Raw genomic sequence first — 25,868 nt, 5'->3', positions numbered from 1 at the left:
TTGTCATTGGTGCCTGCTGAGCCAAGTCCCACAGCAACGAAGCTGATTGGACCGTCGGGTTGCGAAGCAGGCGTCAAAGCCAGCCGAGTTTCCCGCGGGTCGCACAATTTCCGTCGAAGCCACCGAGGTGGCCGCAGGAGCTTCGTTACCGACCATGAAAATCGATACGGTCTCAGTCGACTTTACCGACGAGCAGAAACGCTACCTCGAAGGCTTCACGACCGGCCTGCAGATCAGCCGGGTCGGTCGCGGCCTCGCTGGCGGCGGCGGCAAGGCGAATGCCGAGCCTGTTGGTCCCGACGCCGTGCACATCAAGGCGCAGGACAAGGTGATCGCGTCGGGCAAGAAGCTCGCCGACCAGGAGAAGTTCAAGCGCGACGAGCATCCCTTCGATGCCTATCCGCGCCTGCGCCAGCAGGCGCTCGACAACGCTCCGCCGAGCCCCGCGGACAATTTCCGCTGGCGCTATTACGGTGTCTTCTACGTCGCGCCGACGCAGGACTCCTACATGTGCCGCCTGCGCATCCCGAACGGCATGATGAAGCACTGGCAGCTGTCGGGCCTTGCCGATCTCGCCGGCGAGCTCTGCGGTCCCTACAGCCACGTAACGACCCGCGCCAATCTCCAGCTGCGCGAGATCCCGCCGAAATACGCGATCAGAATGATCGAGGGCATCCAGGAGCTCGGCCTGTGCTCGCGCGGCTCCGGCGCCGACAACATCCGCAATGTGACGGGAACGCCGACCGCCGGCATCGATCCGCAGGAAATCATCGACACGCGGCCCTATGCGCGCGAGTGGCACTACCACATCCTCAACGACCGCTCGCTCTACGGTCTGCCGCGCAAGTTCAACGTCGCCTTCGACGGCGCCGGCAAGATCGCGGTGCTGGAAGAGACCAACGACATCGCCTTCACCGCCTATGAGGTGAAGGACGGGTTCGGCGTCGAGCCCGGGGTCTGGTTCCGGCTCGGCCTCGGCGGCATCACCGGCCACAAGGACTTTGCGAAATATTCCGGCATCATCGTCAAGCCGGAGCAGGCGACCGCCGTCGCGGATGCCATCGTGCGCGTCTTCATCGACCATGGCGACCGCACCAACCGCAACAAGGCGCGGCTCAAATACGTGCTCGACGCGATGGGCCATGATGGCTTCCTCAAGCTGGTCGAGGAGCGGCTGAAGACGCCGTTCACGCGCGTGCCGGAAGAGGCGTTCGCGCCGCGGCCGGCTGCCGACCGCATGGCCCATATCGGCGTGCACGAGCAGAAGCAGGACGGTCTCAACTGGATCGGCGTGTCGCTGACGCTCGGCAAGCTCAGCTGCGATCAGATGCGCGGCCTTGCCAAGGTTTCGCGCGACTTCGGCGACGGCGAGATCCGCCTGACGGTCTGGCAGAACCTCTTGATCTCGGGCGTGGGCGACGAGAATGTCGAGCTCGCCATTGCCGCGATCAAGCAGATCGGGCTCGCGGTCGAGGCCTCGCCCATCCGGGCCGGCCTGATTGCATGCACCGGCAATGCGGGCTGCCGTTTCGCGGCGTCCAATACCAAGCGCAACGCGGCCGAGATCGGCGACTGGTGCGAGCCGCGCGTCGCCATGGACAAGCCGGTCAACATCCATCTGACCGGCTGCCACCATTCCTGCGCGCAGCACTACATCAGCGACATCGGACTGATCGGCGCGCGCGTGCCCGTGAACGAGGAGGACACGGTCGAGGGCTATCATCTCTTCACCGGTGGCGGGTTCGGCCCCGACGCCGATGTCGGGCAGGAGGTCTATCACGACCTCAAGGCGGAGGATGCGCCGAAGACGGTCGAGGCGCTGCTCAAGGCCTATCTCGCCCATCGCTCGTCGCCCGACGAAACCTTCCTCTCCTTTGCGCGCCGCCATGACGGCGAAACGCTGCGCAAGCTTGCCGATGCACAGGTGTCCGCATGAACCAGATCACGCCTCCGCCGAAGCTCGACATCATCCCCGCCAGCGCGCCGTTCTCCGAGGCGCAGCGCTCCTGGTTGAACGGCTTCTTTGCCGGACTGCTCTCGCCTGACGTCGCAACGCCGTTGTCGGCGGAGCAGGGCGCCGCCGTCATGCAGGCCGGTGACGGTGACGACGGCGAAGCGCCGTGGCACGACCAGACCATGCCGATCGCCGAGCGGATGAAGCTCGCCGAGGGCCGGCCTCTGCGTCGCAAGATGATGGCGGCGATGGCGCAACAGGATTGCGGCCAGTGCGGCTACAATTGCCACGACTATTCGGAGGCGATCGCGAGCCGCAGCGAAGCGCGGCTCAATCTGTGCGTTCCCGGCGGCAAGGAAACCGCGCGAATGCTGAAGTCGCTCTACGAGGAGCTCGACAAGGCGCCCGCGGCGAAGGCACCCGAGAAGACGGACCCGGTGGCCGCGCCCGCCGTGACCGTGACCATCGCCGAGCCCGGCCGATCGCGCGACAATCCGACCGAAGCGACCTTCCTGTCGCGCCGTCTTCTCAACAAGGGCAAGTCGGAGAAGGAGACCTATCACATCGAGTTCGATCTCTCCGCGAGCAAGCTCGACTACGTGGTTGGTGACAGCGTCGGCGTGTTCCCGCGCAACGACGTCGGTCTCGTGGACCAGATCATCGCGCTGCTCGGCGCCTCCCACACCACCAAGGTCAACGGCAAGACGCTGCGCGAGGTGCTGATCGACGACGTCTCGCTGTCGCCCGCGCCGGACTCGCTGTTCGAGCTGATCTCCTTCATCACCGGCGGCGCGCAACGCGAGAAGGCGCGGGCGCTGGCGCAGGGCGAGGATCCCGATGGCGATGCCGCGACCCTCGACGTGATGGCGGCGCTGCAGAAGTTCTCCGGCACGCGGCCGCATCCCGAGGCCTTCGTCGAGGCGCTGGAGCCGCTGCAGCCGCGGCTCTATTCAATCTCGTCCTCGCACAATGCGACGCCGGGAAAGCTCTCGCTGACGGTCGATTCCGTGCGCTACGTGATCGGCAAGCGCAAGCGCGTCGGCGTCGCCTCGACCTTCCTCGGCGAGCGCATCAAGGAGGGCGAGAAGCTCAAGGTCTATGTGCAGAAGGCGCACAATTTCGGCCTGCCGCAGGATCCGAAGACGCCCATCATCATGATCGGCCCCGGCACGGGCATCGCGCCGTTCCGTGCCTTCCTGCTCGACCGCAAGGCGACCGGCGCGCCCGGCAGGAACTGGCTTTTCTTCGGCCATCAGCGCAGCGATTGCGATTTCTTCTACCAGGAAGAACTCAATGCGATGAAGACCTCGGGCCAACTGACGCGGTTGTCGCTGGCCTGGTCGCGCGACGGCGAGAAGAAGTTTTACGTGCAGGACCGCATGCGCGAGGTCGGCCGCGAATTGTGGACCTGGCTCGCCGAAGGCGCGCATCTCTACATCTGCGGCGATGCCAAGCGCATGGCCAAGGACGTCGAGCGTGCGCTGGTCGACATCGTCGCCCAGTTCGGCGCGCGTTCGACCGATGAGGCCGTGAGTTTCGTCGCCGAGCTCAAGAAGACCGGCCGCTTCCAGGCTGACGTGTACTAAGGCGAGAGTAGATCAGCCTAAATCGCCCCGGCGGCGCAACCGCCGGGCCTTTTCGTCTGGTCCGGCTTGTACTGTGCATGGGGTTGTTTTCGCTATTTCAGTTTGGGCGGGATGACTTGAGTGCGGCTGTCATCCCACCGTCATCCACGCCGGTTCCAACTGGCTCGAATCCTAACGAATAACATTCTCGGAACCCCGCCCCGGAGGAGAATTTGCGCCTGTGCTGAGGCTGCTCCAGAGAAGGCGCATCGCTATTTCTGGCGGCATCTTGCCTCCCGCCAGGGTTGATCCTTCATACTCCCGCAAATGGGGCGTTGGAGATCGACCATGCGCGAACTATCGGCGGAAGCCAGACTGCACTTCTACGCGCGCTCGCTCTCGCGTCGAACCGGGGCGAGCGCCCATCATCTGGCGCTGTACAGCGCCTTTGCCGTGATCGCAGCGATCGTGTTCGGCACGCTATCGGTGCACCCGTTCTAAATCGTCGTTCCGGGGCGGCGAAGCCGAACCTGGAACCTCAAGACGGAAGGCCTCACGCCCCGCGCTTGAACGGCGCGACCTCGATCCCGGCTTCCTTCAATGCCCGACGCAAGGTCCGCGCGATCTCGACCGCGCCGTGCGTGTCGCCGTGGATGCACACCGTGTCCGTGCGCATCTTGATGACCTTGCCGGTCACCGACACCACCGCGCCGTCCTGCACCATGCGCACCACGCGGTCGGCGATCAACTTCGCATCGTGCAGCAGCGCGCCGGGCTTCTTGCGCGAGACGAGGTTGCCGTCGTCCTCATAGGCGCGATCGGCGAACACCTCGTGCACCATCGGCAGGTTGGCTTCTTCGCCGGCTTTCACCAGCTTCGAATTGGCGAGGACGACGAAGATCAGGCTGGGATCGACCGCCTTGATGCCGGCGGCGATCGCCTTCGCCGTCATGTCGTCTTCGCAGGCGACGTTGGAGAGCGCGCCATGCGCCTTCACATGCGTGACCTTGTGGCCGGCCGCGGTCGCGATCGCCTGCAGTGCGCCGATCTGGTACGCGACGAGGTTTTCGATCTCGGAAGCCTTGAGCCCTGCGATCGGATGGCGGCCGAAGCCGTGCAGGTCGCGATAGCCGGGATGCGCGCCGACCGAGACGCCGCGCGCCTTCGCAAGCTCAACCGTCCGGCGCATGATGTCGGGGTCGCCGGCATGGAAGCCGCAGGCGACATTGACCGAGCTTGCGAGCTCGATCATCGCAGCGTCGTTGCCCATCTCCCACGCGCCAAACCCTTCGCCGAGGTCGCAATTGAGATCGATGGTCTTCATGGTGCTCTCCGCCTCTGGTCTTGCTGCCGTTTACGGTTCCGCCGTGACCTGCCACGTCCCGGCATCGACCGCGCTCACCGCGTAGCCGGCAACGTTAGCATCGCTGAGCGCCTTGATGTTGAGCTCGACGGTGTCGGACGGGCGCAGCCGGTCCGGGAGGCTGCGGATCAGCTGGGCGAACTTGCGCGCCTCGTCCTGCGCCTCGGCCATGCTGACCTGCTTGAAGCGGAACGCGGTCCCCGCCGAGGTCTGCGCCAGGCGGCCGACATCGGCCGTGATCACGGTCGCGATCTTCGGATAGCCGCCGGAGGTGCCGCGGTCCATCATCAGCGCGATCGGCGCGCCGTTGCCGGGCACCTGGATGCTGCCGTTGACCGTGCCGTCGGAGACGATGTTGTGGCCGTGCAGGTGCTTGATGGCGGGGCCTTCGAGCCGGTACCCCATGCGATCCGACGTCGCCGAGATCTTCCACTCGCTCCCTAGGAACAGCGCCTTGTCGGCGTCGTCGAACTCGTCGTCCTGCGGCCCGAGCAGCACGCGGATCGGACCCGTCGCAGGCTTCGGTAGCTCGATCCGCAGCTCCGGTGCACCGCTCGCGGCATCGACGCTGAACTCGTCGCCGGCCTGGAGCGGACGCGGGTAGGGGCTGCCGAGGCCGGCCCGGGCGTTGACCGCAAGGCTGCCGAACACCGGCTCGCCTTTGATCCCGCCTTCGATCGCCAGATACGTGAACGCGCCGCCACGGGCAAAGCCCAGCGTCAGCGTCTCGCCGTCCTTCAGCGTCACCGACGTGTCCATCGCGACCGGGCGCCCGGCGACGTCGGCGTTGCGCGGCGCGCCCGCAATGGAGAGGCGCACGGCGCCGTCACACGCGGTGAAGGTCGCGCCGAATGGGCCGATCTCGACGGCTGCCGCGAGCGGCTCGTTACCGACGAGGGTGTTTGCCGCTGCCAGCGACAGCCGATCCATGGCACCGCTGACCGTCAGGCCGTAGCGCTGCGCGCCATGCCGCCCGCCGTCCTGGACGGAACTGGCAGGGCCGATGCTGGCGACGACGAGCCGGCTCATGCATTCACCTGCTCGGCGACGATCTCGCCGGCCTCGGCCGCGCGGTCCATCTCCTCGAACGTTTTGTGGTCGATGGCGAAAAACGTCACGCGATCGCCGGGTTCGGTGAGGAAGGTCGGATTGCGGTGGAGCTGATAGGTCCTGACCGGCGTGCGGCCGAGCAGGTGCCAGCCGCTCGGGGCGGCCAGGCACTGGATGCCGGCCTGGATACCACCGATCGAGATCGTGCCGGCCGGCGTCAGCAGCCGCGGCGACTGCCGGCGCGACATGTGCAGGGACTTGTCGAGCCCGCTGAGATACGACCAGCCCGGCGTGAAGCCGATCATGGCGACCTTGTAGTCGCCGCCCGCATGACGGGCGACGATGTCGTCAGGCGTCGTGTTCAGCGCCTTCGCGACATTCTCGAGGTCGATGCCGTGCTCGCCGCCATAGGCTACGGGAATGCGCCAGCGGCGCGCCTTGGTGGCCGGCGGCAGCGGCCGGGTGGCGATCGGGAGGATCTTCTCGCCGAGCGCGTCGAAGCCGATCCGGCAGGGGTCGTAATGCACGAGGAGCGAGCGATAGGTCGGAACAGTTTCGGTGACGCCGTCGATGGGACTTGCTGCGAGCGCCTTGTCGAGCGCCAGCACGCGCTGGTTGGCGTCGTCATCGATGGTGCGACTGAACTCGACCGTGACGGCACTGTCGCCACTGGGCAGGAGGCGGGGCGGGGGAAGCGTCGAGGCCATGAGCTGTCAGAGCGCTGTCGAAGTCGGGCTTCTCGGGAAACGCGGGCTCGACTTTGAGCTCCGCTTGTCCCTGCTTCGCGTAAATGCGCCGACAAGTCCAATAAATTAATGCAGGGGCAAACGATAAGGCCTTGTTATCGCGTCGCATAACGGCCTTGCGGCCCTGCATCCTTGTGGGTCTTTTGGCTCTTGACGCAAAGCTCGCGGCTCGCAAGATGCGCGCGTTCCTTTCCCGCCTATCCGGAGCTCGTTCTCGTCCATGTCGCTGTCCCCCGAAGCCCGCAAGACCCTCGCCGGCATCACCACTGCCACCATCACCACGGTCCTGCTGAAGAAGGGCCTGCGCAATGTGTGGATGCGCGGCGCGCGTCCGCTGCGCCCGGGCCTGCCGCGCCTGGTGGGACCTGCCTTCACGCTGCGCTTCGTGCCGGCACGCGAGGATCTGGCGACCCCGGAATCCTGGTCCTCGCCGATCTCGACCCGCACCGCGATCGAGGCGATGCCGGAGGGCTGCATCGCCGTGGTCGATGCCATGGGCATCACCGATGCCGGCATCTTCGGCGACATCCTCTGCGCGCGCATGGTCAAGCGCGGCGTCACCGCGCTCGTCACCGACGGCGTGGTGCGTGACGTCGAGGGCGTGCTCGGCACCAACCTGCCGGTGTGGTGCGACGGCTACGCCGCCCCGCCGTCGGTCGCGGGCCTCACCTTCGTCGGCTGGGGCGAGCCGATCGGCTGCGGCGGCGTTGCCGTTTTCCCGAACGACATCGTGGTCGCCGACCAGGACGGCTGCGTGCTGATCCCGCAGGCGATGCTCGACCACGTGCTCAACGAGGGCGTCGAGCAGGAGCGCATGGAAGCCTGGATCGTCAACGAGGTGAACAACGGCTCGGTGCTGCCGGGCCTCTATCCCATGAACGCCGAGACCAAGGCGCGCTACGCCGCCAGCAAGAAGTAACGGATAAGGAAACGAGGACCTCCATGGACATCACGCTCGCCGGCACGCGGCCGACCCGCCGCGCGCCGAAGGAAAACTTCACCGGCACCGTGCTGCAGGACCCCATCAACATGGCGCCCGCGCCGGCGCGGCTGAACGTCTCGCGCGTCTCGTTCGAGCCCGGCGCCCGCACCAACTGGCACCACCATCCGCTCGGCCAGACGCTCTACGTGATTTCGGGCGTCGGCCGCGTCCAGACCAAGGGCGGGCCGGTGCAGGAGATCCGTCCGGGCGATACCGTCTGGATTCCGCCGGGTGAAGTGCACTGGCACGGCGCCTCGCCAAACAACAGCATGTGCCACATCGCCATGCAGGAAGCGCTCGACGGCGTCTACTCGACCTGGCTGGAGCCCGTGACGGACGCGGAGTACGGCGCGCCGGTCGGCTGACGCGCGTGCCCCGGGCACGGCGCATCGCCTGAAGGCGATGCGTCGCCGAGCCGAGGCACGGCAATTCACATCCGCTCCGCCGTCCACGTGCCCGTGCACAGCGCGCCGCGCCAGGTACCGGAGCCGGACGTGCCGCTGAGGTGGCCGAAGCCGACGGCACGCTTGATGCCGGTGCTCAAGGTGACATTGATGCTGCCGGCATCGGCGACGCGGCCCGACGCCGAAACGGCGGCACTGCTCGATGCAATCTGACCGTTGTTGATGCCGATCGCGACGGTCGCGCCGTTGCCGCAGGTCTCGCTTGATGACGAGATACGGACGTTCCACGTGCCGTCGAAAGTGCTTGTCGCAGCACCGGCCTGTGTCAGCGGGAAGGCGGTGGCGACAAGGATAGCGAAGAGTCCTTTGCGAATGCCGTCCATGGCACGCCTCTGTGGTTGACCATGCGGGGAACGTGGCACGGCTCGCGGAAACGGCGATGTGAGGGGGCTCACGCCGGGGCAGGCTCTGTGAGTTGGCACACATCCTGACTGCACGCGCAAAAGCAAAGGGGCCCGGATCACGAGCCCCTCGTTGTGGTCAGAGCGTCGAAGCCGAAATCAGTTCACGCGCGTCCAGGTCTGGCCGCCGCAGAACATGCCGCCGAAGGCGCAGCCCTGCACGCGCAACCTGTCCGTGCCCTTCATGGCGATCGTGGAGTCGTAGGTCGAGCCGGAGTTGGGATCCAGAATGCGGCCGGACCATTTCTGGTCCTTGCCGGGCTTCATGTTGATCAGAACCTGCTCGCCGTTCTGGTTCGACTTGCTGTCGACCGAATAGCCGCAGAGATTGCTGCCGCACTGCTCGATGCGGACCTTGCCTTCCTTTTCCTCGGTGAGCCAGACCCCGAGCGGCGAGTTGAGATCGCGCGTGGATGCGGCTGCCGGAGCCGGCGGCGGCGCCGGGGGCGCGGACGGTGCAACAGCAACGGCGGCCGGCGGTGGCGGCGTCGCAGGGGCTGCCTGCTGCTCGACGGGAGCCGGGACCGGAGGCGGTGCGGGGGGAGGCGCGACAGCCGTAGCGGCCGGCGCAGCATTGGTGATCGCGGCCGGCGGCGCGGCGGGTGGCGCCACTACGACGGGCGCGGGAACCTGCGTGGCTGCGGGCGGTGCTGCTGCAGCGGCAGGTGGAGGCGCCGGCGCGGCCGGCGCCTGCGGATCGGCCTTGGCCTCCTGCGGCGCCTGCTGGCCCGGGCTCGTCTCGTTTTTCTTGGTGGCCTTCTTGGCCTTGCCCTGGCCGCTGTTGTCGTACACGCCGGGAATCTGCACCGTGCCGCGGTCTGGATCGATGCGGATGGTCCGCCCGCCATACTCGAAGGTGTATTGCGCCTGAGCAGCGGTGCTTGCCAACAAAAGGAATGCGGCCGTGGCCAACAGCTTCCTCATTTCCATCTCCTGAACAGATGTCCCCGCACCGACGCTTACGCGCCGGCTCCATTCCAAAACGTGATCTAGATCACTGTCTCGGTATGGGTCGTCGTCCCAACGTTCCGGGTTCAATAGGCTTGGGGCCGGTCCAAAGTTTGGCAGAGGCAGGCGACAGCAGGACCAGGCCGCAGGCGCCGTTCCGATGGAATCGGAACGGGGCTCGAGATCCAACGCGCGAAAACGCTCTAGTCGAACCAGGCGGCGTAGATCTTCTTGTAGCTGCCGTCTTCCATGGAAATGTGCAGCCACTGGTCGACGAATGCCTTGAGCGCCATGTCGCGCTGGAGCCAGTAGGCCTTCTCGGAGAAGTCGAACGGCTTGTCCGGATGCACCGCGCAGAGCACGCCTTGATGCTGCTTCTGCTGATAGCGCGTCTCGGAGGCGTCCGTCATCATCAGATCGGCATTGCCCTTGGCGATCTCGTCGAAGATCACGGTGTTGTCGGGGAAGACCGTGATCTCGGCGTCCTTGATGTTGGCGCGCGCGAAGCGTTCGTTGGTGCCGCCGGGATTGACGATGACGCGGGTGCCCTTCTTGTCGATGTCGGGGAGTGTCTGGTACTTGCCGACATCGGCGCAGCGCGCGATCGGCGTCTTGCCCTCGCGCATGATCGGCATCGAGAAGAAACCCTTCTTCTGCCGGTCGAGCGTCACGGATACGCCGCCCATGGCGATGTCGAACTGGTCGGCCTCGAAATCCTTCATCAGCTTGGGCCAGGCCGTCGGCACGAATTCGACTTTGACGCCGAGTGCCTTGCCGAGCGCCTCAGCCATGTCGACGTCGAAGCCAGAGAACTGCTGCGTGGCCTTGTCCAGATAGGTGAAGGGCCTGTAGTCACCGGTCATGCCGACGCGCAACGTGCCGCGCTTGATGATCTCGTCGAGGCGCGAGGGCGCGGCCTGCTGGGCGTGGGCCGAAAGGTTCATCAGCAGCGCCACCGCCAAAGCCGCCAACACTCGAACGGATATTCGAACGGTCATCTCTTTTCCACCCACGCCCGAGCTGTCATTGTACAGCTACTCTGACTGGATTTAGACCAGATGCCCGTCGCTGGCGAGGCGGAATTGAAAGGAAGCTCGAGGTGACGATTTCGATCTACGAGGCCTCGGTCGGCCTGTTCGTGCCTTATCTGCGCAATCTGTCCGTCCTGCTCGACAAGGGCGTGGCCTATGCGGAAGCCCGCAAGTTCAATCCGGCGGTGCTGCTCGGGATGCGCCTCGCGCCGAACATGTACGATCTGGCCCAGCAGGTCGGCGAGGCCTGCCGTCACGCCACGGTTGCGCCGGCCCTGCTGGCGCAGCGCGATCCGGTGGTGCTGCCGGTGCTGGAGCACGACATGGCCGGGCTGCAGGCGCGCATTGCGACGTCGATCGAGTTCATCGAGAGCCTGCCGCGCGCCGCGATCGATGCCGCGGCCGAGCAGACCGTCTTCTTCAGGCTGAAGAACGGCACCGAGCTGCCGTTCACGGGACGGACGCTGCTGCTGACGTTCAGCGTCCCGCAATTCTTCTTTCACGTCACGACCGCCTACGACCTGTTGCGGCACGCCGGCGTCGAACTCGTGAAGAAGGACTATCTCGGAAGGAAGTAGGGACAGGCTCGCTGTCCTCCCCGACGGGGAGGACCATCGCAGATCGCGTCTTGGTGGCGGCCTGAACAAGCGCCTCATCCTTTGAGACGACCGCTTCCAGCGGTCTCCTCAAGGATGAGGCTAAGCAGCATTAGTCAGGTTGAAACTCGCCCTTATCCTGAGGGCCCGCCATCGGCGGGCGTCTCGAAGGATGCGTTGCGGGCGAGCTATCCGCAACAACGCCTAGGCTTCGCCCTTGCGCTCGTAATCGGCGAGCGAGCTGCGGCCGGCGATCTCGCTGCGGAGCAGCTCGAAGCGCTTGTTCGCCTCCTCCTCATGCATATCGACGAAACGCACGGCGGCCTCGCTCGTCATCGGACCGCTGACAACGGGCGCGGACTGCTCGCCGATGGTCTCGTGGACGTAGTATTGGCCGTCATCGCCCCGATGCACCGTCCATTTGAGGCGGATCGCCACCATCGGTCCCGGTCCGACCTTGCTGTAGCCGTCGGAATCGGTGTGCTCCGGCACCAAGGGTTGCTCGTCGACCACCGGATGGTCCTCAACCGCAGGATGTTCCTCGGCGTGTTCTTCGCCGGCCGGCTGCTCACCGACGACGACGTATTCGGTCTCGCGGACGATCTCGGTTTCGCGGACGACGAGGGCCGGTTCGGGGTGCTCCAAAATGCTGGCGATGGTCGCCAGCGCGTGGTCGGTCGGGTCGATCTCTGACAAGGGTCCATCCTCCAGCTCGACGCGGCCGGCAAGTCCGTCCCCCTGCCGCCGCGGCCGGGAACATTAGGCGCGCCTGATTAAGGCTGAGTTGCGGCCCGATCTGCACCAAAATGGGACGCTTTCTGGCCTCCCGAAGGCGGGCAGGAGGCCGCCGGCCTCTCGGTCGCTCAGCCCAGCACGTCCTGATTGATCACGTTCTGCCGGATCGGATCGCCGTCCAGGGCGCTCAGGATGTTGCGCGCGGTCTGCTCGCTCATGCGCTGGACCGCCTCGACCGTGACGCCGGCGACGTGCGGGGCCATGATGACGTTGGGCAGCGCGAACAGCGCGTTGCTGACCGGCGGCGGCTCCACCTCGAACACGTCGATGCCGGCGCCAGCGAGCTTTCCGGACACCAGCGCATCATAGAGCGCCGCTTCCTTCACGATTCCACCGCGCGCGGTGTTGATGAGGTAGGATTTCGGCTTCATGCGGCCGATCCGCGCCGCGTCGAACAGGCCGACCGTCTCCGGCGTCTTCGGGCAGTGGATGGTGACGAAGTCGGCGTGAGGCAGTGCGGCGTCGAGGTCGGTGACCGGCTCGCATCCGGCCGCCTTAATGTCGGCGGCGGGCTTGTAGGGGTCGTAGACCTGCACCTTCATTTCGAACGCCAAACAGCGCTTGGCGGTGCGACTGCCGATGCGGCCGAAGCCAATGACGAGCCCGGTCTTGCCGTAGAGGTCGAACGGCAGCATGCCGAGCCGGTCGGCCCATGTGCCGTCCTTGACGCAGGAATGCAGCTCCTGCGCGCGCTTGGCCAAGGTCAGCATCATGAACAGTGCCGCTTCCGCGACCGAGGGCGAGTTGGCGCTGCCCGCCACCATCAGCGGCACCTTGCGCCGGGAGAGGGCCGGCACGTCGACGGCGTCGTAGCCGACGCCGATGCGAGTCACCACCTTCATGTCGCGGGCGGCCTCGAGCTCGGTCTCGCCAAAGGCGGTGGCCCCGAGCGCGACGCCATGGACCGGCGCATGGCTCTTCAGCAGGGCCTCGAAGTCCTTGGCCGAAATCAGGTTCGAAAATTCGACGAGTTCGATATCGTCCCGCTGGGTGAGGAGGGCGCGCGCCCCTTGCGACAAAGTTTGTGTAACGAAAATCTTCTTCTTGTTGGTCGTCATCGCTCCCGTGCCTGCTCGCGTTTCTTAAGCCGGCGTCACAGCACGACGCCGGTTTCTTCGTTTAGCAGGTGCATGTTGTTGAGGTCCATCGCCAAACGCATGGGAGCCCCGTCCGTAGCGCCGGCATTGGGATCGACGCGGCCGCAGACCGGCGTGCCGTCGAGCCCGAAATAGACCAGGGTCTCCATCCCCATCGGCTCGGTGACGTCGAGCACGGTGTCGAAGGTCTCGACCCCCGGCGCAAGATGCGCGTGGGACTCGGTGAGATGCTCGGGCCGGATGCCGAGCAGCAGCTTGTCGGTGCGCGGCAGCGCGTTGTAGCGCGCGGCGCGGGCGGGCGGCAGCGCGAAGGCGATGCGGTCGGTGAGGCGAAGCTGAAGCGTGCCGCCGACATCCTCGAGCCGGCACGGGATGAAGTTCATCGCGGGCGAGCCGATGAAGCCCGCAACGAAGCGGGTCGCAGGCTTGTGGTAGAGCTCGTTCGGCGTGCCGATCTGCTCGATGCGGCCCTTGTTCATCACCACGACGCGATCGGCCAGCGTCATCGCCTCGACCTGGTCGTGGGTGACGTAGACGGTGGTGGTGCGCACCTTCTGGTGCACCTTCTTGATCTCGATTCGCATTTGCACGCGCAGCTTGGCGTCGAGATTGGACAAGGGCTCGTCGAACAGAAAGACCTTGGGATTGCGCACGATGGCGCGTCCCATCGCGACGCGCTGGCGCTGGCCGCCGGAGAGCTGCTTCGGCTTGCGGTCGATCAGGTCGGTGATGTCGAGGAGGCGGGCGGCCTCGGTGACACGCGCCTTGATCTCTGCCTTCGGGTAGTGCTTCAGCCGCAGCCCGAACGACATGTTCTCGGCGACCGTCATGTGCGGGTAGAGCGCGTAGTTCTGGAACACCATCGCGATGTCGCGGTCCTTCGGCGGCACGTCGTTGACGACGTCGCCGCCGATCATGATGTCGCCGTCGCTGATGTCCTCGAGCCCGGCGATCATGCGCAGCGTCGTCGACTTGCCGCAGCCGGAGGGGCCGACCAGCACGATGAACTCATGATCGGCGATATCGAGGTCGATGCCGCGCACGGCTTCGACATCGTCGTAACGCTTGACTACCTTCCGCAGAGCAACGTCAGCCATGAGTCATCAACCCTTTGTCGCACCGGCGGTCAGGCCGGCAATGTAGTAGTCCATCAGGAATGCATAGATGATCAGCGGCGGCGCGGCGCCGAGCAGCGCGCCGGTCATGATCTGCCCCCAGTTGAACACGTCGCCCTTGATCAGCGTGGTTGTGATGCCGACCGGCAGCACGAGCTGATCCACCGACGTCGTGAACACCAGGGGATAGAGGAATTGCGCCCAGGACACCGTGAAGGCGAAGATGGTCGCGGCGATCAGGCCCGGCAACGCGACCGGGATGAAGATCCGCGTCAGGGTCTGCAGCCAGGAAGCGCCGTCGATGAGGGCGGCCTCATCGAGCTCCTTCGGGATCGAGGCAAAATAGCCGATCATGATCCAGGTGCAGAACGGCACCGTCAGCGTCGGATAGATGAACAGCAGCACGTACCATCGGTTGAGCAGCGTGATGCCGGTGTAATCCTGAACCACACCGAGCATCTTGAACAGCGGGATGAACAGGAGACTGTCGGGGATCAAATAGGTGAGGAAGACGCCGGTGGCCAAGGTAGCCGAGCCCCAGAACTTCATCCGCGCCAGCGCGAACGCGGCGGGGATGCTGATCAGCATCGTGATGAACACGACCACGATCGACACGACCGACGAATTCCAGAAAAAGCGCAGGAACTGGTTCGAGGTCAGCAGCTCGACATAGTTCGACAGCGTCGGGTGGAACACCCACCAGGGATTGGTCGCCGCCGAGATCTCCGCGCTGCTCTTGAGAGAGGTGATCAGCATGTAGATCGGCGGCGTCAGGAAGAAGATCGCGAACAGCACCAGGAAGAAATAGGACCAGCGCAGCGCCCAGGCGCGGTCGCGGCTCATGCTGCCATACTTGACCTTGCGGGAGGGGCCGGCCTTGTCGATTGTGAGCGTGCTCATCAGGCTTCATTCCCGCGTTTGTTGACGTCGCGCAGGATGAAGATCGCTGCGACGGCGAGGATAGGCACCATGAACAGCGACACGCAGGCGCCGAGCGGAATGTCGCTGCTCTGGATGCCGACCTGGAATGCCCAGGTGGCGAACAGATGCGTCGTATCCAGCGGGCCGCCTGATGTCAGGATGCGCACGATGTCGAAATTGGCGAAGGTGACGATCAGCGAGAACAGGGTGGTGATGGCGATGATGTTGCGCATCATCGGCAGCGTGACGTACCAGATCCGCTGCCACCAATTGGCGCCGTCGATCGCGGCGGCCTCATAGAGCTGGTCGGGGACCGACTTCAGCGCGGCGAGATACATGATCAGGAAGAACGGCGCGCCGTACCAGACGTTGACGAGGATGACGGAGAAGCGCGCCCAGAAGGTGTCACCCAGCCATGGGATCGGACCGACGCCGAAGAAGGAGAGCGTGTAGTTGAATGCGCTGTAGGACGGATCGAACAGCCAGAGCCAGGCCAGCGTGCTCATCGCCGGCGGAATCACCCAGGGCACCAGCAGCATGCCGCGCCATTTGCGCTGCTTCTTGCCGGGAATGTTGTGGACGAAATGCGCGACGATGAAGCCGATCAGCGCCTTGAAGATCACGGCGGTGATCGCAAAGATGCAGGACTGCTGCACCACCATCCAGAAAGTCTCGCGCTTGAACAGGAAGGTGAAATTGCCGAGGCCGACGAATTTCGTCATCGCCTTGTTCAACGTCGCCAGATAGAGCGAATAGAAGGCGGGGTAGAGCACCAGCAGCGCGATCAGGAGGATCAGCGGCAGCGTCAGGAAGAACGCAACCGTGGATTTTCGCCCGAGCGCATTGCGCAGGCTCTTTCCCTTGCGCGCGCCCGTCGCACGGGCGACGCGACCTCGCTCAACGACGACATCGGCCATGTCAGCATCCCTGGGTCAGTCTTCTTGCAAGTTGTAGGCAGTCCAACCTTGGAGCCGGCCACAGCGGTCGGCCTCAAATCTTGCGGACCGGAGGGCGGAGCCCTGGCGGCTCGCGCGCCTTGCGCAAGCCGCCTTCGCTCATCCCCGCCTAGCTCCGCATGAAGCCTTCGCACTCGCCCTCGGCCCAGGCGAGCGCCTGCTCCATCGTCTCGCCGCGCGCGAACCGCAGCGCCATCTTGGTCAGCGTCGCCTGGAAGTAGATCTGCTGCGCGATCTTGGGCGGCGCGGGCGACGCGGCGATCGACAGCGTCTGGTGCTTGTAGGGGTCAGGATAGTGGAAGAGCGTTCCCTTCGGCGGCCCTTCTTCCGCCCAGGTCGGGAATTTGCTCATGTTCGCATAGGCCGGCAGGTCATAGCCGCCGCTCACCGCAACGAACTTCTCGATCGACGATGGCGAGGACAGGTGAACGAGCAGGCTCTTGGCCGCCTCCTTGTTCTTGCCGAAGCTCCAGACGCCCCAGAAGTAGGGCAGGTACGGTGCGAACCGTCCCTTGGGGCCGGACGGGAAGCCGTGCGTCCAGCACTGCTCGGCGACCTGCGGCGCGTCGCGCTTGGCAACGGCCCAGGCGCTCGGCGGATTGAGGATCATCGCGCCGCGGCCGGAGATCAGCCATTTGTTGTTGGAGGCGTCGTCCCAGGACGGTGCATCCGGCGGCAGGAAGGCGATCAGCTTCTTGTAGAACTCCATCGCCTGGCGAACCTGATCGGTCTTCACCGTGATATCGCCCTTGGCATTGACGAGCTCGGCGCCGAACGACTGGAAGATCGCGCCCGCGGTGTCCACGCTGTCGGTGGTCTCGCCGAGACCGATGCCGAACGCGAAGCCCGCCTTGTGGCAAGCCTCGGCCGCCTTCAGGAAGGTCTCCATGGTCCAGTTTTCGACCTTGGGCGGGCCGCCGACCGGATACATCTCCTGCACGTCGATGCCGGCATGCTTCTTCATCAGATCGATGCGGGAGCAGGGGCCCTTGATCTGGCTGCCGGGTGTCGCGGGCGTCGCGAGCCATTTGCCGCCCGACTGTCCGAGATATTTGACGGTGCCGTTCACCTCGCCGTTCTGCTTGAGCAGCGGCTCCATGATGTCGTTGAGCGGCTCGAGATTCTCGGCATAGGCTTGCGGCCACCAGCTCGGCATCTGCAGGATGTCATGGCCGGACTTGGCCTGCGCTTCGGCCGCCGCGGTCAGCTCGAGCTTCTTGTTGTTGCTGGTGATGTAGTCGATGGAGACTTCGACTTTCTCCTTCGCAGCCCATTCGTTGACGAGATCGGTCGAGGCCTTGTTGGCGCCCGGCACCCAATGGTCCCAGAAGCCGATCGAGAGTTTGCCGGCGGCGTAGGCGCCCCGGACATAGGGCGCCGTGATCAGCGCCGCGGAGGACATTGCAGTGGCAGCCACAAATTGACGTCGCGTAAGTGTCTTTCGTGACATCTCGTTTCCTCGCTTGGGTGTTTTATTGTTCTGGTGTTTCCTCTGAACTCTTCCGAGTTTTGCGTTGATTTTCTTGTTGGCGTTTCTTGTCGGTCGTTCTTGTCGGTGCCGTCAGCGTCGATCTGGATCATGCGCCGCGCGACAAAATTGGTAGCGCGATCAGATCATGATTGATCGCGTCTGTCGAGAAAGGCGAAGGCACTTCATCTAGAACTAACGTTGTGCCTGAAAGCGCGGCAGTGCCGCTTGCATCACGTGCCGGAAGTGAAGCGCACGCGCTCGTTTTTGCGATGCACACATCGCCTCGGCCGGTCGGAAACGATCCGTGCGCAATTACGCCGCAGTTCCGAATAAGCCTCCCTAACCGCTTCGCACGCAACGCTTTTCGGGCGTGGACAGCAATCGGCTGCGTCTGGACCTCGAAGCGGCGGAAACGATAGAGTTGCGACCGGCGGGATAGCTCCCACCCGACAGGCCAATGAGTTCGATGATGGAGACGAGAATGATCCACCCGGCGGCGCCAGCGCGACATTACTTGCGACGATCGCTCGTGCTGGGTTCTGTCCTCGCGTTGTTGCTCGGTGTCGCCGCAGTCGCGAACGCTCAAGGATTGGTCAAGGGCGTGCAGGAGGGGGCGGCGGCCGGGAACAAGGCGGCCGGCCCGGTGGGTGGCGTGCTCGGCGGCGCGATCGGCGGCGTGGTCGGCGTGTTCACCGGCGTGCTCGGCGTCGGCAACAACAACACCAACCAGGCGCCGGCCGCCAAGGACGCCAACAAGGACGCCGGCAAGGACGCCAAGCAGCAGGGCGCCGGCAAGGACAAGGATGCCAAGAGCGCCAAGGAGAGCGCCAAGGAGAGCGCCAAGGCAGGCAAAGGCGCAAAGGCGAGCAAAGAAGCCAAGAACGCGCCGAGCTCGCCGCAGGACAACAAGGACAATAAGGATGTCACCGTCCTCACCCAGCCCGGCGCGCCGCAACAGACCGCCGAGCAGATCGTGGCCAACAGCGATTCCTATATCGAGCGGATTAAGACCGAGCTGAACCTCACGCCCGACCAGGAGAAGCACTGGTATGGCTTCTCGAGCGCAATGCACTACTTGGGGCATAATGGTGCAGAGCGCCTCAACCTGCGGGTTGCGCGCGCCAAGCGCGATCCGCCCGACGACATCATCGAGCAGATGCGCAACGAGGCGCAATTCCTGATCGACCGGGCCGCCGATCAACGCAACGTCGCCGATGCCGCCGAGCCGCTCTATTCGAGCCTCGATGACAAGCAGAAGCAGGTCTTCATCCAGGAGATGGTGCGCCTCAGCCACGAGCGCGGCCTGGATTGATCAAGTTGAATCGGATGGCGGGCGCCTGAATTAACGGCGCCCGCCACGAATTCGTGAATCCTCCCCGCAATTCGGGTATGGTTAGCTTCGCGAGGCTGACTGCGGGGTTGATATGGCGGACGGACTCTCCGTTTTCCTGGTCGAAGACGAGGCGTTGATCCGGATGATGATGGCCGACATGGTGGTTGAGCTCGGCCACCACGTCGTCGCGGAAGCGGACAATGTCCAGGACGCGAGCGCCTTTGCGATGACCGCGCAATACGATTTCGCCATCCTCGACATCAATCTCAAGGGTCTCTACGTCGATCCTGTAGCCGACCTGATCGAGCGCCGCGGCAAGCCGTTCCTGTTCGCCACCGGCTACGGGCCGGAATTGCTGCCGTCCCTGCTCCGGCGCAGACCCATCCTGCGCAAACCGATTTCGATCGATCAGCTCAAGGGGATGATCGATTCGCTGTTTCCGGAAGCTACAGCGGAGGTGCCGCGCTGAGCGAGGGCAACGATGCCGCGCCGAACGACGGCAAAGATGCCGCGTAGGATCGTCAACCAAAATGGTCGCCCGTGGGGGCGATTTCACGAAGGAATTGCGCGCGGCCTCGGATCAGGCCGGCGCTGAGATCGATGCCGCGCGCCATCAGGCCGAACGAGGCGAAGAGGCCGGCGCAGCAGAACAGCAAGATTGTCTTGAACGAAGAACTGGCGAAACGCGTTTCGGCGACGGCCGGCATCGCGGCGAGCGAAATCATGCTCATATTCATTGCCCCTTTTGTTGATCCTGAATTGCATCAGGTGAGGGAACTCTTGGAGCAAAAAGTTTGACGTGAGATTGCGAGGGATCCTTAACGGAATCGCAACCGGCACGCATCAGCGCGCGTGCCGGCCCCGGGCTCGCAAGTCTCAGCTGCGGCCGTTTCTCAGGACGGTTGCGATGGTATGGGCCGTCATGGCGGCGCGATCCGAGGCGCGCTGGGCGGCCAGCCGGTCTCGCGCCTTCTCCTCGATCAGGAGCTCGATGAGGGCCAGCCGCTTGTCCTCGTCGTCCGCCTCGGTCAGCAGGCGGTGATAGCGGCGATAGTCGAATCCAACGTCCTGCTTACGCATGTCACGCCCCCCGCAACCAACGCCACACACTCGCCGGATTGTTTCCCATGGGAAACAATCCGGCAAGCACCATCCTGCGTGGAATCCGGCTTTGGATGCAATCAGCTGTGGATTGGTTAACGGACCGGAAGGTGTCCGCCGGCTGCGCTTCAATCCGGATTGTGGTTGGCGAACATCTTCAGGCCGAGGAAGCTCGCATCGGGTCTGGTGACCAGCCGGGTCGGAATGTTGCGCAAGTAATCCTGGAAGCGTCCCTTGGCTTCGAAGCGGGCGCGGAAGGCCGAGGCGGCGAGGAACTCGGGAAAGCGCGGGGCGATCCCGCCGGCGATGTAGACGCCGCCGCGGGCGCCGAAGGTCACCGCGAGATTGCCGGTGACCGAGCCGAGGGTGGCGCAAAACATCTTCAGCGTCGCGCGGCTATGCGCACAACTGCCGTCCAGGGCCGCCTTGGTGATGGCAGCGGCATCGCGCTGCGGCACCTGGGCGCCGTCGACCTCCGCGAGAGCTTCGTAGAGGCTTTGCAAGCCTGAGCCCGACAGTGCGCCGCGCTCGATCGAGACATGGCCGAGGCGCCGGCGCAAGCACGCGATCACGCGCTCCTCGCGCTCGTTCTCGGCCGGCAGCGTCGCGTGCCCAGCTTCGGTGACGACAGCCAGGCGCGCGCCGTGGCGCTCGACCAGACAGGAGACGCCAAAGCCGGTTCCAGGCCCGACCACCAGCAGCGGTTCTCCGGGCAAGCCGTCCTGTCCGCCGAGCGGGATCAGATCGGCCGCCTGCAAGGCCGGCAGGGACCAGGCCACAACCTCGAAATCGTTGAGCACGTGGACGCTGTCGAAGCCAAGCGCCGGCTGGAGCTCGTTGCCGTCGATGACCCAGGGGCTGTTGGTCATGACGCAGCGATTGTTGGTGACCGGGCCCGCTACAGCCAGCACGGCGCGTCGGGGCGGCTCGCCGCCAGTTTCGCGGGCCAGCACTTCGACGATGGCTTCCCGGACGGTCGGGAAGTCGGCGACCTTCACGTAGTCGATCGGCCCGGTCTGGCCGCCATCGTGCTGGCTCAGCGCGAAGCGCGCATTGGTGCCGCCGATATCGGCGAGAAGAATGTTTCCTGTCTTGCCGATACCCATGACCCTGCGGCTGCCGCGGCCGTGCCAGCCTACGGGAACCCTGTCTCCGTTCCTGATCCGATCCGCAACGGCGCGGACGGTCCGAGAATCCTCGCTTGATTGTGCCTAGTCAACACGGACTGGGCCGAAGCGTTGCATCCTGGCATGCCCGCTGGCCATCGGTGCGGTATCGCCCCATGCTGGCGGTGGTTGCGAAGCTGCTCCGGAAGATCGACATTGGTTGGAGCGCTCGGCGCCCGACGCCGGGCGGATCCGATGGAGCCTTGCGATGAAGATTGCCGATCGCGACGTGCTGCTGGTGATCGACGTGCAGAACGATTTCTGCACCGGTGGTGCTCTGGCCGTGCCCGCCGGCGAGAAAGTCGTGCCCGCCATCAATCGCATCGCTCAAAAATTCACCAATGTGGTGCTGACCCAGGACTGGCATCCGGCCGATCATGTGTCCTTCGTGCCGAACCATGCGGGCAAGCAGCCGTTCCAGACCGTCGAGCTGAGCTACGGCACGCAGGTGCTCTGGCCGCCACATTGCGTGCAGGGCACGGCCGGCGCCGAATTTCACCGAGATCTGGATGTCACAAGAGCGTGCCTGGTCGTGCGCAAGGGCTTTCGCCGCGGCATCGATTCCTATTCGGCGCTGTTCGAGAACGACCACAGGACGCCGACGGGCCTGCTCGGCTATTTGCGCGAGCGCGAGCTGAAGACCGTCTTCGTTGCGGGTTTAGCGCTGGATTTCTGTGTCCGCTTTTCGGCCGAGGATGCCCGCAAGGCAGGGTTCGAGGTCGCGGTGATCGAGGATGCCTGCCGCGGCATCGACCTCCACGGCTCCATGGCGGCGGCCCATCGCAGTTTTGGCGAGCTCGGCATTTCCGTCATCAGCTTCGAGGCGTTCCTGTGAGGAGTGCGAGATAGACGTGGCACAGAAGACAGGCAAACAGCCGGGCGGACCGGATCCCATCCCCGACGACCCGCTGCTGTGGCCATTTGCAGCGGCCCGGCTCGCCATGGATGCCTGCTTCTGGTGGATGGAGCGGGGACCGCCTGAGCCGGCCGACAGCAGCCTGCCTTGGACGACGCCGAGCACGGTCGCGCTGGAGCTTGCGACCATGCGCCTGCGCGAATGCTCGACGGGCCGCTCCGGCCAGCCGGCGCTGGTCTGCGCGCCCTATGCGTTGCATCGAGCGCTGATTGCCGATTTCGCGCCCGGGCACAGCGTTCTGCAGTCGCTGCAAAATGGCGGCATCGACCGCGTCTATCTCACCGACTGGCGGTCGGCGACGCCAGACATGCGCTATCTCTCGATCGACAGCTATCTTTCGGATCTCAACGTCGCCATCGACGAGATCGGTGCGCCGGTCGATCTCGTCGGTCTGTGCCAGGGCGGCTGGCTGTCGCTGCTCTATGCGGCGCGCTTTCCGGCCAAGGTGCGGCGGCTGGTGCTGGCAGGCGCACCGGTCGACCTGTCGATCGATTCCGCGCTGTCCCGGCTCACCCGCAATGCGCCCGAGATGGTCTATGATCAGCTCGTCGCCCGCGGCGGCGGCAATGTCAGTGGCGAGGAGATGCTGCGCTTCTGGTCGAGAACGCCAAGCCGCGATGATATCGCGGTGGCCATGCAGAGGGAGCTTGCGGACGAGGAGGGGGCGGCGCTGCTCGTGCGCTTCGACCGGTGGAACGTGGAGACGCTCGATCTGCCGGGCACGTATTATCTCGAGATCGTCAACCGGATTTTCCGGGAGAACCGGATCGCCGGCGGCGATTTCGTCGCGCTCGGCCGCAAGATTCGTCTCAAGAACGTCAAGGCGCCGATCTTCCTGCTGGCCGGGCTCGACGACGAGGTGGTGCCGGCGACTCAGGCACTCGCGACCGCCCGGCTTGTCGGTACGCCGCCCGCCTTCATTGCAGCGGCCTCCGAGCCGAGCAATCATCTCGGCCTGTTCATGGGCGCGCGAACCCACGCGCATGCCTGGCCCCGGATCGCGGAGTGGCTGCGGGGCGACCTGTCCGGCGTCCTGGCCCGCAGCGCTTGACGTCGCCGGACGCTGGACCGGCCGGGGCGCAAACCCGTTATGCATGATGGCGGATGGCCTGCACGGGGCCGGATCGATGGGCTACATATGACCGGAGCTGATGGCGGCGGTCGGCCGGAAGAGACTCAAGGGTACTGCGCTCGATGACGTTCCACTCAATCTACACCCACGGATTTGCGCGCGTGGCGGCCTGCGTGACCACCTCCCATGTGGCCGATCCCTCAGCCAATGCGGAGGCGATCCTGGCGGCGGCCAATGCCTGCCACGAGCAGTCGGTGGCGGTGGCCGTGTTCCCCGAGCTGTGCCTGTGCGGTTATGCGATCGAAGACCTGGTGAAGCAGGATCCGCTGCTCGATGCGGCCGAGCGCGGGCTCGCCGCCATCGTCGGGGCCTCTGCCGCTCTGATGACCGTGCTGATCGTCGGCGCGCCGCTGCGTTTTGGTCATCGTATCTACAACTGCGCCGTCGTCATCCATCGCGGCCACGTCCTCGGCGTCGTGCCGAAATCCTACCTGCCGACCTACCGCGAGTTCTACGAGGGGCGCCATTTCGCCTCAGGCGCCGGCATCGCCGGCGAGACCATTGCTTTTGGCGGTCTGCACGCGCCATTCGGCGTCGACCTGCTGTTCGCAGCCGAGGACGTCCCGGGCCTGACCATCGGCGTCGAGATCTGCGAGGACATGTGGATCCCGGTGACGCCGGCCTCGGAGCTGGCGCTCGCCGGCGCCAGCGTGCTGATCAATCTCTCGGGCAGCCCGATCACGATCGGCCGGGCCCGCTCGCGCGCGCTGCTGTGCCAGTCGACCTCCGCGCGCTGCCTCGCGGCCTATGTCTATTCCGCCGCGGGGGCAGGGGAATCGACCACGGATCTCGCCTGGGACGGCCAGACCGCCATCTACGAGAACGGCGTGCTGCTGGCTGAGGGCGAGCGTTTCCGCCAGGGCGGCCAGATCACCTATGCCGACGTCGACCTCGACCTGCTTCGGCAGGAGCGCGCGCTGATGGGCACGTTCGACGACAACCGCCGACAGCGCGAGGCGTTCTTCCGCAAGATCGCGTTCGCCTTGAAGCCGCCGGCCGCCGACATCGGCTTCCTTCGCAAGATCGAGCGTTTCCCGTTCGTGCCGAGCGATGAGAGCCTGCTCGAGCAGGACTGCTACGAGGCCTACAACATCCAGGTCGCCGGCCTCGTGCAGCGCATGCGCGCGACCGGCACCAAGCGCGTCGTGATCGGCGTCTCCGGCGGCCTCGACTCCACGCATGCGCTGATCGTCGCCGCCAAGGCGGTCGATCTGCTCGGCCTGCCGCGTGAAAACATCCTCGGCTACACCATGCCCGGCTTTGCCACCGGCAGCGAGAGCAAGACCAATGCGTTGGCGCTGATGAAGGCGTTGCAGACGAGCTCGCAGGAGCTCGACATCCGCACCACGGCGACGCAGATGCTGAAGGACATCGGCCACCCCTTCGGCAAGGGCGAGAAGGTCTACGACGTCACCTTCGAGAACGTGCAGGCCGGCCTGCGCACGGACTATCTGTTCCGCCTCGCCAATCACCATGGCGGCATCGTCATCGGAACCGGCGACCTCTCCGAGCTCGCGCTCGGTTGGTGCACCTATGGTGTCGGCGACCAGATGGCGCATTACAACGTCAACGCCGGCGTGCCGAAGACGCTGATCCAGCATCTGATCCGCTGGGTCATCGCCTCGAAGCAGTTCAGCGGCGACGTGAACCGGACTCTGGGTTCGATCCTCGCGGCGGAGATCTCGCCCGAGCTGGTTCCCGTGCAGCCCGGCGAAAAGCCGCAGAGCACGGAAGCCTCCGTCGGTCCCTACGAGCTGCAGGATTTCAACCTGTTCTACACCCTCCGCTTCGCCATGCGGCCGTCCAAGATCGCCTTCATGGCACTGCAGGCGTGGAGGGACGTCGGCAAGGGCGAGTGGCCGCCGGCGTTCCCGAGCGACAAGCGCAAGGCCTATGATCTGCCGGAGATCCGGCGCTGGTTAGAGGTGTTCCTGCGCCGCTTCTTCGCCTTCAGCCAGTTCAAGCGATCGGCGATGCCGAACGGCCCGAAGGTCTCGGCCGGCGGCTCATTGTCGCCGCGCGGCGACTGGCGCGCACCATCGGATTCCAGCGCCGCGGCCTGGCTCGAGGATCTCGAGCGCAACGTGCCGAGCTGATTGGCGCGGCGGATCGATTGCCGGGGAGACGATCTGATGTCGGCCGGGAAAGGCGCAGAAGCAGGTGAGGCGGCCAGCGTCGTCAACGGCCTCTACATCTTCGACATCGAGATGCGTGAGGGAAAGCGCGGGCAGGCGCGAGGCGTGGTCGTGCTCTGCGACGGCCGCATCATGGGCGGCGACAGCTATTTCTACTATACCGGCAGCTACACGTTCCGGAACGGGAAGTGGCGTGGTGACATGATCGTCAACCAGCACACGGAAGCGGTCGGCCGGACGCTTGTGTTCGGAGGCAGGGAGGTCACCTGCGGCTTTTCCGGCGACTATTTCCCCGGCGGCGCCGAGGTCCAAGGCATGGCGCTGGTCGGCAAGACCAGCGTGACGTTCACGGCACGGCTGACGCTGAAGGATGCAATGTGAGCTGACGCCCGCACCGAGCTGTGTCGCGGCAAGCACATGTGAACTCTGGGATATGCCGGCGCCCGCGCTGATGGAAAGCGCGAGGTCCGGAGTGCCTAGGAGTCCGGACCTCGTCACCTCGCCCCAGCCTTCGATCCCACCCCCCATGTGGTCCCCCAACCCCTTGGTGCGCGATCAGAGGGTGATGCCCTGGAACTGGCCGCCGATCGATATCGCGCGATGTACGCGAGATCGAAATAGGATTCTATT

General features: G+C 65.2%; 27 protein-coding genes. 12 read left to right on the top strand and 15 right to left on the bottom strand.

What is annotated here, in order from left to right; translation table 11 throughout:
- The first annotated feature begins 154 nt into the window (after positions 1-154).
- From ACNJYB_RS20580 to ACNJYB_RS20570, 3 genes are all read left to right on the top strand, one after another.
- On the top strand, positions 155-1,936 hold the full coding sequence (locus ACNJYB_RS20580) for a NirA family protein (protein WP_439368120.1): 1,782 nt from the start codon (positions 155-157) through the stop codon (positions 1,934-1,936).
- Positions 1,933-3,540: a sulfite reductase subunit alpha gene (locus ACNJYB_RS20575; protein ID WP_439368118.1), complete on the top strand. Its 1,608-nt coding sequence runs from the start codon at positions 1,933-1,935 to the stop codon at positions 3,538-3,540. The genes ACNJYB_RS20580 and ACNJYB_RS20575 overlap by 4 nt, the downstream gene beginning before the upstream one ends.
- A gap of 327 nt (positions 3,541-3,867) precedes the next feature.
- Positions 3,868-4,020 (top strand): hypothetical protein, encoded by a 153-nt coding sequence (locus ACNJYB_RS20570; protein WP_035666020.1) that lies wholly within the window; start codon positions 3,868-3,870, stop codon positions 4,018-4,020.
- Between the two features lie 52 nt (positions 4,021-4,072).
- Here ACNJYB_RS20570 and ACNJYB_RS20565 read toward each other — a convergent pair whose 3' ends face one another.
- The 3 genes from ACNJYB_RS20565 to pxpB are packed head-to-tail and all read right to left on the bottom strand — an operon-like array spanning position 4,073 to position 6,639.
- Entirely contained in the window at positions 4,073-4,843 is a 771-nt protein-coding gene (locus tag ACNJYB_RS20565) for a LamB/YcsF family protein (protein ID WP_439368117.1), read from the bottom strand.
- Positions 4,844-4,873: 30 nt separating this feature from the next.
- Positions 4,874-5,911, bottom strand: coding sequence for a biotin-dependent carboxyltransferase family protein (locus ACNJYB_RS20560; RefSeq protein ID WP_439368115.1), 1,038 nt, complete (start codon positions 5,909-5,911; stop codon positions 4,874-4,876).
- The gene (gene pxpB / locus ACNJYB_RS20555) at positions 5,908-6,639 is read right to left on the bottom strand and encodes a 5-oxoprolinase subunit PxpB (RefSeq protein ID WP_439368114.1); all 732 of its coding nucleotides are present in this window, start codon (positions 6,637-6,639) and stop codon (positions 5,908-5,910) included. The genes ACNJYB_RS20560 and pxpB overlap by 4 nt, the downstream gene beginning before the upstream one ends.
- Positions 6,640-6,898: 259 nt before the next feature.
- On the opposite strand from pxpB, the gene ACNJYB_RS20550 reads away from it, so the two are divergent.
- Both ACNJYB_RS20550 and ACNJYB_RS20545 read left to right on the top strand, forming a co-directional pair.
- The gene (locus ACNJYB_RS20550; RefSeq protein WP_439368112.1) at positions 6,899-7,597 is read left to right on the top strand and encodes a ribonuclease activity regulator RraA; all 699 of its coding nucleotides are present in this window, start codon (positions 6,899-6,901) and stop codon (positions 7,595-7,597) included.
- Between the two features lie 23 nt (positions 7,598-7,620).
- Positions 7,621-8,025, top strand: coding sequence for a (R)-mandelonitrile lyase (locus ACNJYB_RS20545; RefSeq protein ID WP_439368111.1), 405 nt, complete (start codon positions 7,621-7,623; stop codon positions 8,023-8,025).
- 65 nt (positions 8,026-8,090) lie between these two features.
- Here the strand turns inward: ACNJYB_RS20545 and ACNJYB_RS20540 are convergent, their stop codons facing one another.
- The 3 genes from ACNJYB_RS20540 to ACNJYB_RS20530 all read right to left on the bottom strand — a co-directional run bounded on the left by ACNJYB_RS20540 (position 8,091) and on the right by ACNJYB_RS20530 (position 10,471).
- Positions 8,091-8,447: a hypothetical protein gene (locus tag ACNJYB_RS20540; protein ID WP_439368110.1), complete on the bottom strand. Its 357-nt coding sequence runs from the start codon at positions 8,445-8,447 to the stop codon at positions 8,091-8,093.
- A gap of 177 nt (positions 8,448-8,624) precedes the next feature.
- Positions 8,625-9,449 (bottom strand): DUF2147 domain-containing protein, encoded by an 825-nt coding sequence (locus tag ACNJYB_RS20535; RefSeq protein ID WP_439368108.1) that lies wholly within the window; start codon positions 9,447-9,449, stop codon positions 8,625-8,627.
- 227 nt (positions 9,450-9,676) lie between these two features.
- Complete coding sequence (locus tag ACNJYB_RS20530) at positions 9,677-10,471, bottom strand: transporter substrate-binding domain-containing protein (RefSeq protein WP_439368107.1); 795 nt, start codon at positions 10,469-10,471, stop codon at positions 9,677-9,679.
- Between the two features lie 113 nt (positions 10,472-10,584).
- On the opposite strand from ACNJYB_RS20530, the gene ACNJYB_RS20525 reads away from it, so the two are divergent.
- Positions 10,585-11,082 (top strand): DUF1993 domain-containing protein, encoded by a 498-nt coding sequence (locus tag ACNJYB_RS20525; protein ID WP_439375606.1) that lies wholly within the window; start codon positions 10,585-10,587, stop codon positions 11,080-11,082.
- A gap of 222 nt (positions 11,083-11,304) precedes the next feature.
- Here the strand turns inward: ACNJYB_RS20525 and ACNJYB_RS20520 are convergent, their stop codons facing one another.
- From ACNJYB_RS20520 to ACNJYB_RS20495, 6 genes are all read right to left on the bottom strand, one after another.
- The gene (locus ACNJYB_RS20520; protein ID WP_439368105.1) at positions 11,305-11,796 is read right to left on the bottom strand and encodes a hypothetical protein; all 492 of its coding nucleotides are present in this window, start codon (positions 11,794-11,796) and stop codon (positions 11,305-11,307) included.
- A gap of 167 nt (positions 11,797-11,963) precedes the next feature.
- Positions 11,964-12,953 carry a hydroxyacid dehydrogenase gene (locus tag ACNJYB_RS20515; RefSeq protein WP_439368104.1) on the bottom strand — a complete coding sequence of 330 codons (990 nt, stop codon included), beginning with the start codon at positions 12,951-12,953 and terminating at the stop codon, positions 11,964-11,966.
- A gap of 35 nt (positions 12,954-12,988) precedes the next feature.
- Positions 12,989-14,089: an ABC transporter ATP-binding protein gene (locus ACNJYB_RS20510; protein ID WP_439368102.1), complete on the bottom strand. Its 1,101-nt coding sequence runs from the start codon at positions 14,087-14,089 to the stop codon at positions 12,989-12,991.
- 6 nt (positions 14,090-14,095) lie between these two features.
- Positions 14,096-15,007: a carbohydrate ABC transporter permease gene (locus ACNJYB_RS20505; protein WP_439368100.1), complete on the bottom strand. Its 912-nt coding sequence runs from the start codon at positions 15,005-15,007 to the stop codon at positions 14,096-14,098.
- Positions 15,007-15,945 carry a carbohydrate ABC transporter permease gene (locus ACNJYB_RS20500; RefSeq protein ID WP_439368099.1) on the bottom strand — a complete coding sequence of 313 codons (939 nt, stop codon included), beginning with the start codon at positions 15,943-15,945 and terminating at the stop codon, positions 15,007-15,009. The genes ACNJYB_RS20505 and ACNJYB_RS20500 overlap by 1 nt, the downstream gene beginning before the upstream one ends.
- 148 nt (positions 15,946-16,093) lie before the next feature.
- Positions 16,094-17,434 (bottom strand): ABC transporter substrate-binding protein, encoded by a 1,341-nt coding sequence (locus ACNJYB_RS20495; RefSeq protein ID WP_439368097.1) that lies wholly within the window; start codon positions 17,432-17,434, stop codon positions 16,094-16,096.
- Between the two features lie 502 nt (positions 17,435-17,936).
- Between ACNJYB_RS20495 and ACNJYB_RS20490 the strand changes: the two genes are divergently transcribed.
- Entirely contained in the window at positions 17,937-18,767 is an 831-nt protein-coding gene (locus ACNJYB_RS20490) for a Spy/CpxP family protein refolding chaperone (RefSeq protein WP_439368096.1), read from the top strand.
- A gap of 112 nt (positions 18,768-18,879) precedes the next feature.
- Positions 18,880-19,257, top strand: a complete 378-nt coding sequence (locus tag ACNJYB_RS20485) for a response regulator (protein WP_439368095.1) — start codon at positions 18,880-18,882, stop codon at positions 19,255-19,257.
- A 52-nt stretch (positions 19,258-19,309) separates the two neighbouring features.
- Here ACNJYB_RS20485 and ACNJYB_RS20480 read toward each other — a convergent pair whose 3' ends face one another.
- The 3 genes from ACNJYB_RS20480 to glk all read right to left on the bottom strand — a co-directional run bounded on the left by ACNJYB_RS20480 (position 19,310) and on the right by glk (position 20,995).
- Positions 19,310-19,513, bottom strand: a complete 204-nt coding sequence (locus ACNJYB_RS20480) for a hypothetical protein (RefSeq protein WP_439375793.1) — start codon at positions 19,511-19,513, stop codon at positions 19,310-19,312.
- A gap of 151 nt (positions 19,514-19,664) precedes the next feature.
- Positions 19,665-19,868 carry a hypothetical protein gene (locus ACNJYB_RS20475; protein ID WP_439368094.1) on the bottom strand — a complete coding sequence of 68 codons (204 nt, stop codon included), beginning with the start codon at positions 19,866-19,868 and terminating at the stop codon, positions 19,665-19,667.
- 149 nt (positions 19,869-20,017) lie between these two features.
- Positions 20,018-20,995, bottom strand: a complete 978-nt coding sequence (gene glk / locus ACNJYB_RS20470) for a glucokinase (RefSeq protein WP_439368093.1) — start codon at positions 20,993-20,995, stop codon at positions 20,018-20,020.
- Between the two features lie 268 nt (positions 20,996-21,263).
- Here glk and pncA point away from each other — a divergent pair, with 268 nt between their 5' ends.
- From pncA to ACNJYB_RS20450, 4 genes are all read left to right on the top strand, one after another.
- A complete protein-coding gene (pncA, locus tag ACNJYB_RS20465; RefSeq protein ID WP_439368091.1) occupies positions 21,264-21,890 on the top strand; it encodes a bifunctional nicotinamidase/pyrazinamidase in 627 nt (208 codons plus the stop codon).
- Between the two features lie 16 nt (positions 21,891-21,906).
- Positions 21,907-23,022, top strand: a complete 1,116-nt coding sequence (locus tag ACNJYB_RS20460; protein ID WP_439368090.1) for an alpha/beta fold hydrolase — start codon at positions 21,907-21,909, stop codon at positions 23,020-23,022.
- Between the two features lie 143 nt (positions 23,023-23,165).
- Complete coding sequence (locus ACNJYB_RS20455) at positions 23,166-25,199, top strand: NAD(+) synthase (protein ID WP_439368089.1); 2,034 nt, start codon at positions 23,166-23,168, stop codon at positions 25,197-25,199.
- Between the two features lie 36 nt (positions 25,200-25,235).
- Positions 25,236-25,619 carry a GrlR family regulatory protein gene (locus ACNJYB_RS20450; RefSeq protein WP_439368087.1) on the top strand — a complete coding sequence of 128 codons (384 nt, stop codon included), beginning with the start codon at positions 25,236-25,238 and terminating at the stop codon, positions 25,617-25,619.
- The last annotated feature ends 249 nt before the right edge of the window (positions 25,620-25,868 follow it).

This window comes from Bradyrhizobium sp. SMVTL-02, assembly GCF_051853005.1.
GTDB lineage: Bacteria > Pseudomonadota > Alphaproteobacteria > Rhizobiales > Xanthobacteraceae > Bradyrhizobium.
Note: the sequence above shows the minus strand (reverse complement) of the source record. Positions and strands in the feature narration are given on the sequence as shown.

What these genes read in the sequence shown, in the direction of transcription:
- ACNJYB_RS20580 (WP_439368120.1), top strand. Translation starts at nt 155, where the DNA reads ATGAAAATCGATACGGTCTCAGTCGACTTTACCGACGAGCAGAAACGC.
- ACNJYB_RS20575 (WP_439368118.1), top strand. Translation starts at nt 1,933, where the DNA reads ATGAACCAGATCACGCCTCCGCCGAAGCTCGACATCATCCCCGCCAGC.
- ACNJYB_RS20570 (WP_035666020.1), top strand. Translation starts at nt 3,868, where the DNA reads ATGCGCGAACTATCGGCGGAAGCCAGACTGCACTTCTACGCGCGCTCG.
- ACNJYB_RS20565 (WP_439368117.1), bottom strand. Translation starts at nt 4,843, where the DNA reads ATGAAGACCATCGATCTCAATTGCGACCTCGGCGAAGGGTTTGGCGCG.
- ACNJYB_RS20560 (WP_439368115.1), bottom strand. Translation starts at nt 5,911, where the DNA reads ATGAGCCGGCTCGTCGTCGCCAGCATCGGCCCTGCCAGTTCCGTCCAG.
- pxpB (WP_439368114.1), bottom strand. Translation starts at nt 6,639, where the DNA reads ATGGCCTCGACGCTTCCCCCGCCCCGCCTCCTGCCCAGTGGCGACAGT.
- ACNJYB_RS20550 (WP_439368112.1), top strand. Translation starts at nt 6,899, where the DNA reads ATGTCGCTGTCCCCCGAAGCCCGCAAGACCCTCGCCGGCATCACCACT.
- ACNJYB_RS20545 (WP_439368111.1), top strand. Translation starts at nt 7,621, where the DNA reads ATGGACATCACGCTCGCCGGCACGCGGCCGACCCGCCGCGCGCCGAAG.
- ACNJYB_RS20540 (WP_439368110.1), bottom strand. Translation starts at nt 8,447, where the DNA reads ATGGACGGCATTCGCAAAGGACTCTTCGCTATCCTTGTCGCCACCGCC.
- ACNJYB_RS20535 (WP_439368108.1), bottom strand. Translation starts at nt 9,449, where the DNA reads ATGAGGAAGCTGTTGGCCACGGCCGCATTCCTTTTGTTGGCAAGCACC.
- ACNJYB_RS20530 (WP_439368107.1), bottom strand. Translation starts at nt 10,471, where the DNA reads ATGACCGTTCGAATATCCGTTCGAGTGTTGGCGGCTTTGGCGGTGGCG.
- ACNJYB_RS20515 (WP_439368104.1), bottom strand. Translation starts at nt 12,953, where the DNA reads ATGACGACCAACAAGAAGAAGATTTTCGTTACACAAACTTTGTCGCAA.
- ACNJYB_RS20510 (WP_439368102.1), bottom strand. Translation starts at nt 14,089, where the DNA reads ATGGCTGACGTTGCTCTGCGGAAGGTAGTCAAGCGTTACGACGATGTC.
- ACNJYB_RS20505 (WP_439368100.1), bottom strand. Translation starts at nt 15,007, where the DNA reads ATGAGCACGCTCACAATCGACAAGGCCGGCCCCTCCCGCAAGGTCAAG.
- ACNJYB_RS20500 (WP_439368099.1), bottom strand. Translation starts at nt 15,945, where the DNA reads ATGGCCGATGTCGTCGTTGAGCGAGGTCGCGTCGCCCGTGCGACGGGC.
- ACNJYB_RS20495 (WP_439368097.1), bottom strand. Translation starts at nt 17,434, where the DNA reads ATGTCACGAAAGACACTTACGCGACGTCAATTTGTGGCTGCCACTGCA.
- ACNJYB_RS20490 (WP_439368096.1), top strand. Translation starts at nt 17,937, where the DNA reads ATGATCCACCCGGCGGCGCCAGCGCGACATTACTTGCGACGATCGCTC.
- ACNJYB_RS20485 (WP_439368095.1), top strand. Translation starts at nt 18,880, where the DNA reads ATGGCGGACGGACTCTCCGTTTTCCTGGTCGAAGACGAGGCGTTGATC.
- ACNJYB_RS20480 (WP_439375793.1), bottom strand. Translation starts at nt 19,513, where the DNA reads ATGATTTCGCTCGCCGCGATGCCGGCCGTCGCCGAAACGCGTTTCGCC.
- ACNJYB_RS20475 (WP_439368094.1), bottom strand. Translation starts at nt 19,868, where the DNA reads ATGCGTAAGCAGGACGTTGGATTCGACTATCGCCGCTATCACCGCCTG.
- glk (WP_439368093.1), bottom strand. Translation starts at nt 20,995, where the DNA reads ATGGGTATCGGCAAGACAGGAAACATTCTTCTCGCCGATATCGGCGGC.
- pncA (WP_439368091.1), top strand. Translation starts at nt 21,264, where the DNA reads ATGAAGATTGCCGATCGCGACGTGCTGCTGGTGATCGACGTGCAGAAC.
- ACNJYB_RS20455 (WP_439368089.1), top strand. Translation starts at nt 23,166, where the DNA reads ATGACGTTCCACTCAATCTACACCCACGGATTTGCGCGCGTGGCGGCC.
- ACNJYB_RS20450 (WP_439368087.1), top strand. Translation starts at nt 25,236, where the DNA reads ATGTCGGCCGGGAAAGGCGCAGAAGCAGGTGAGGCGGCCAGCGTCGTC.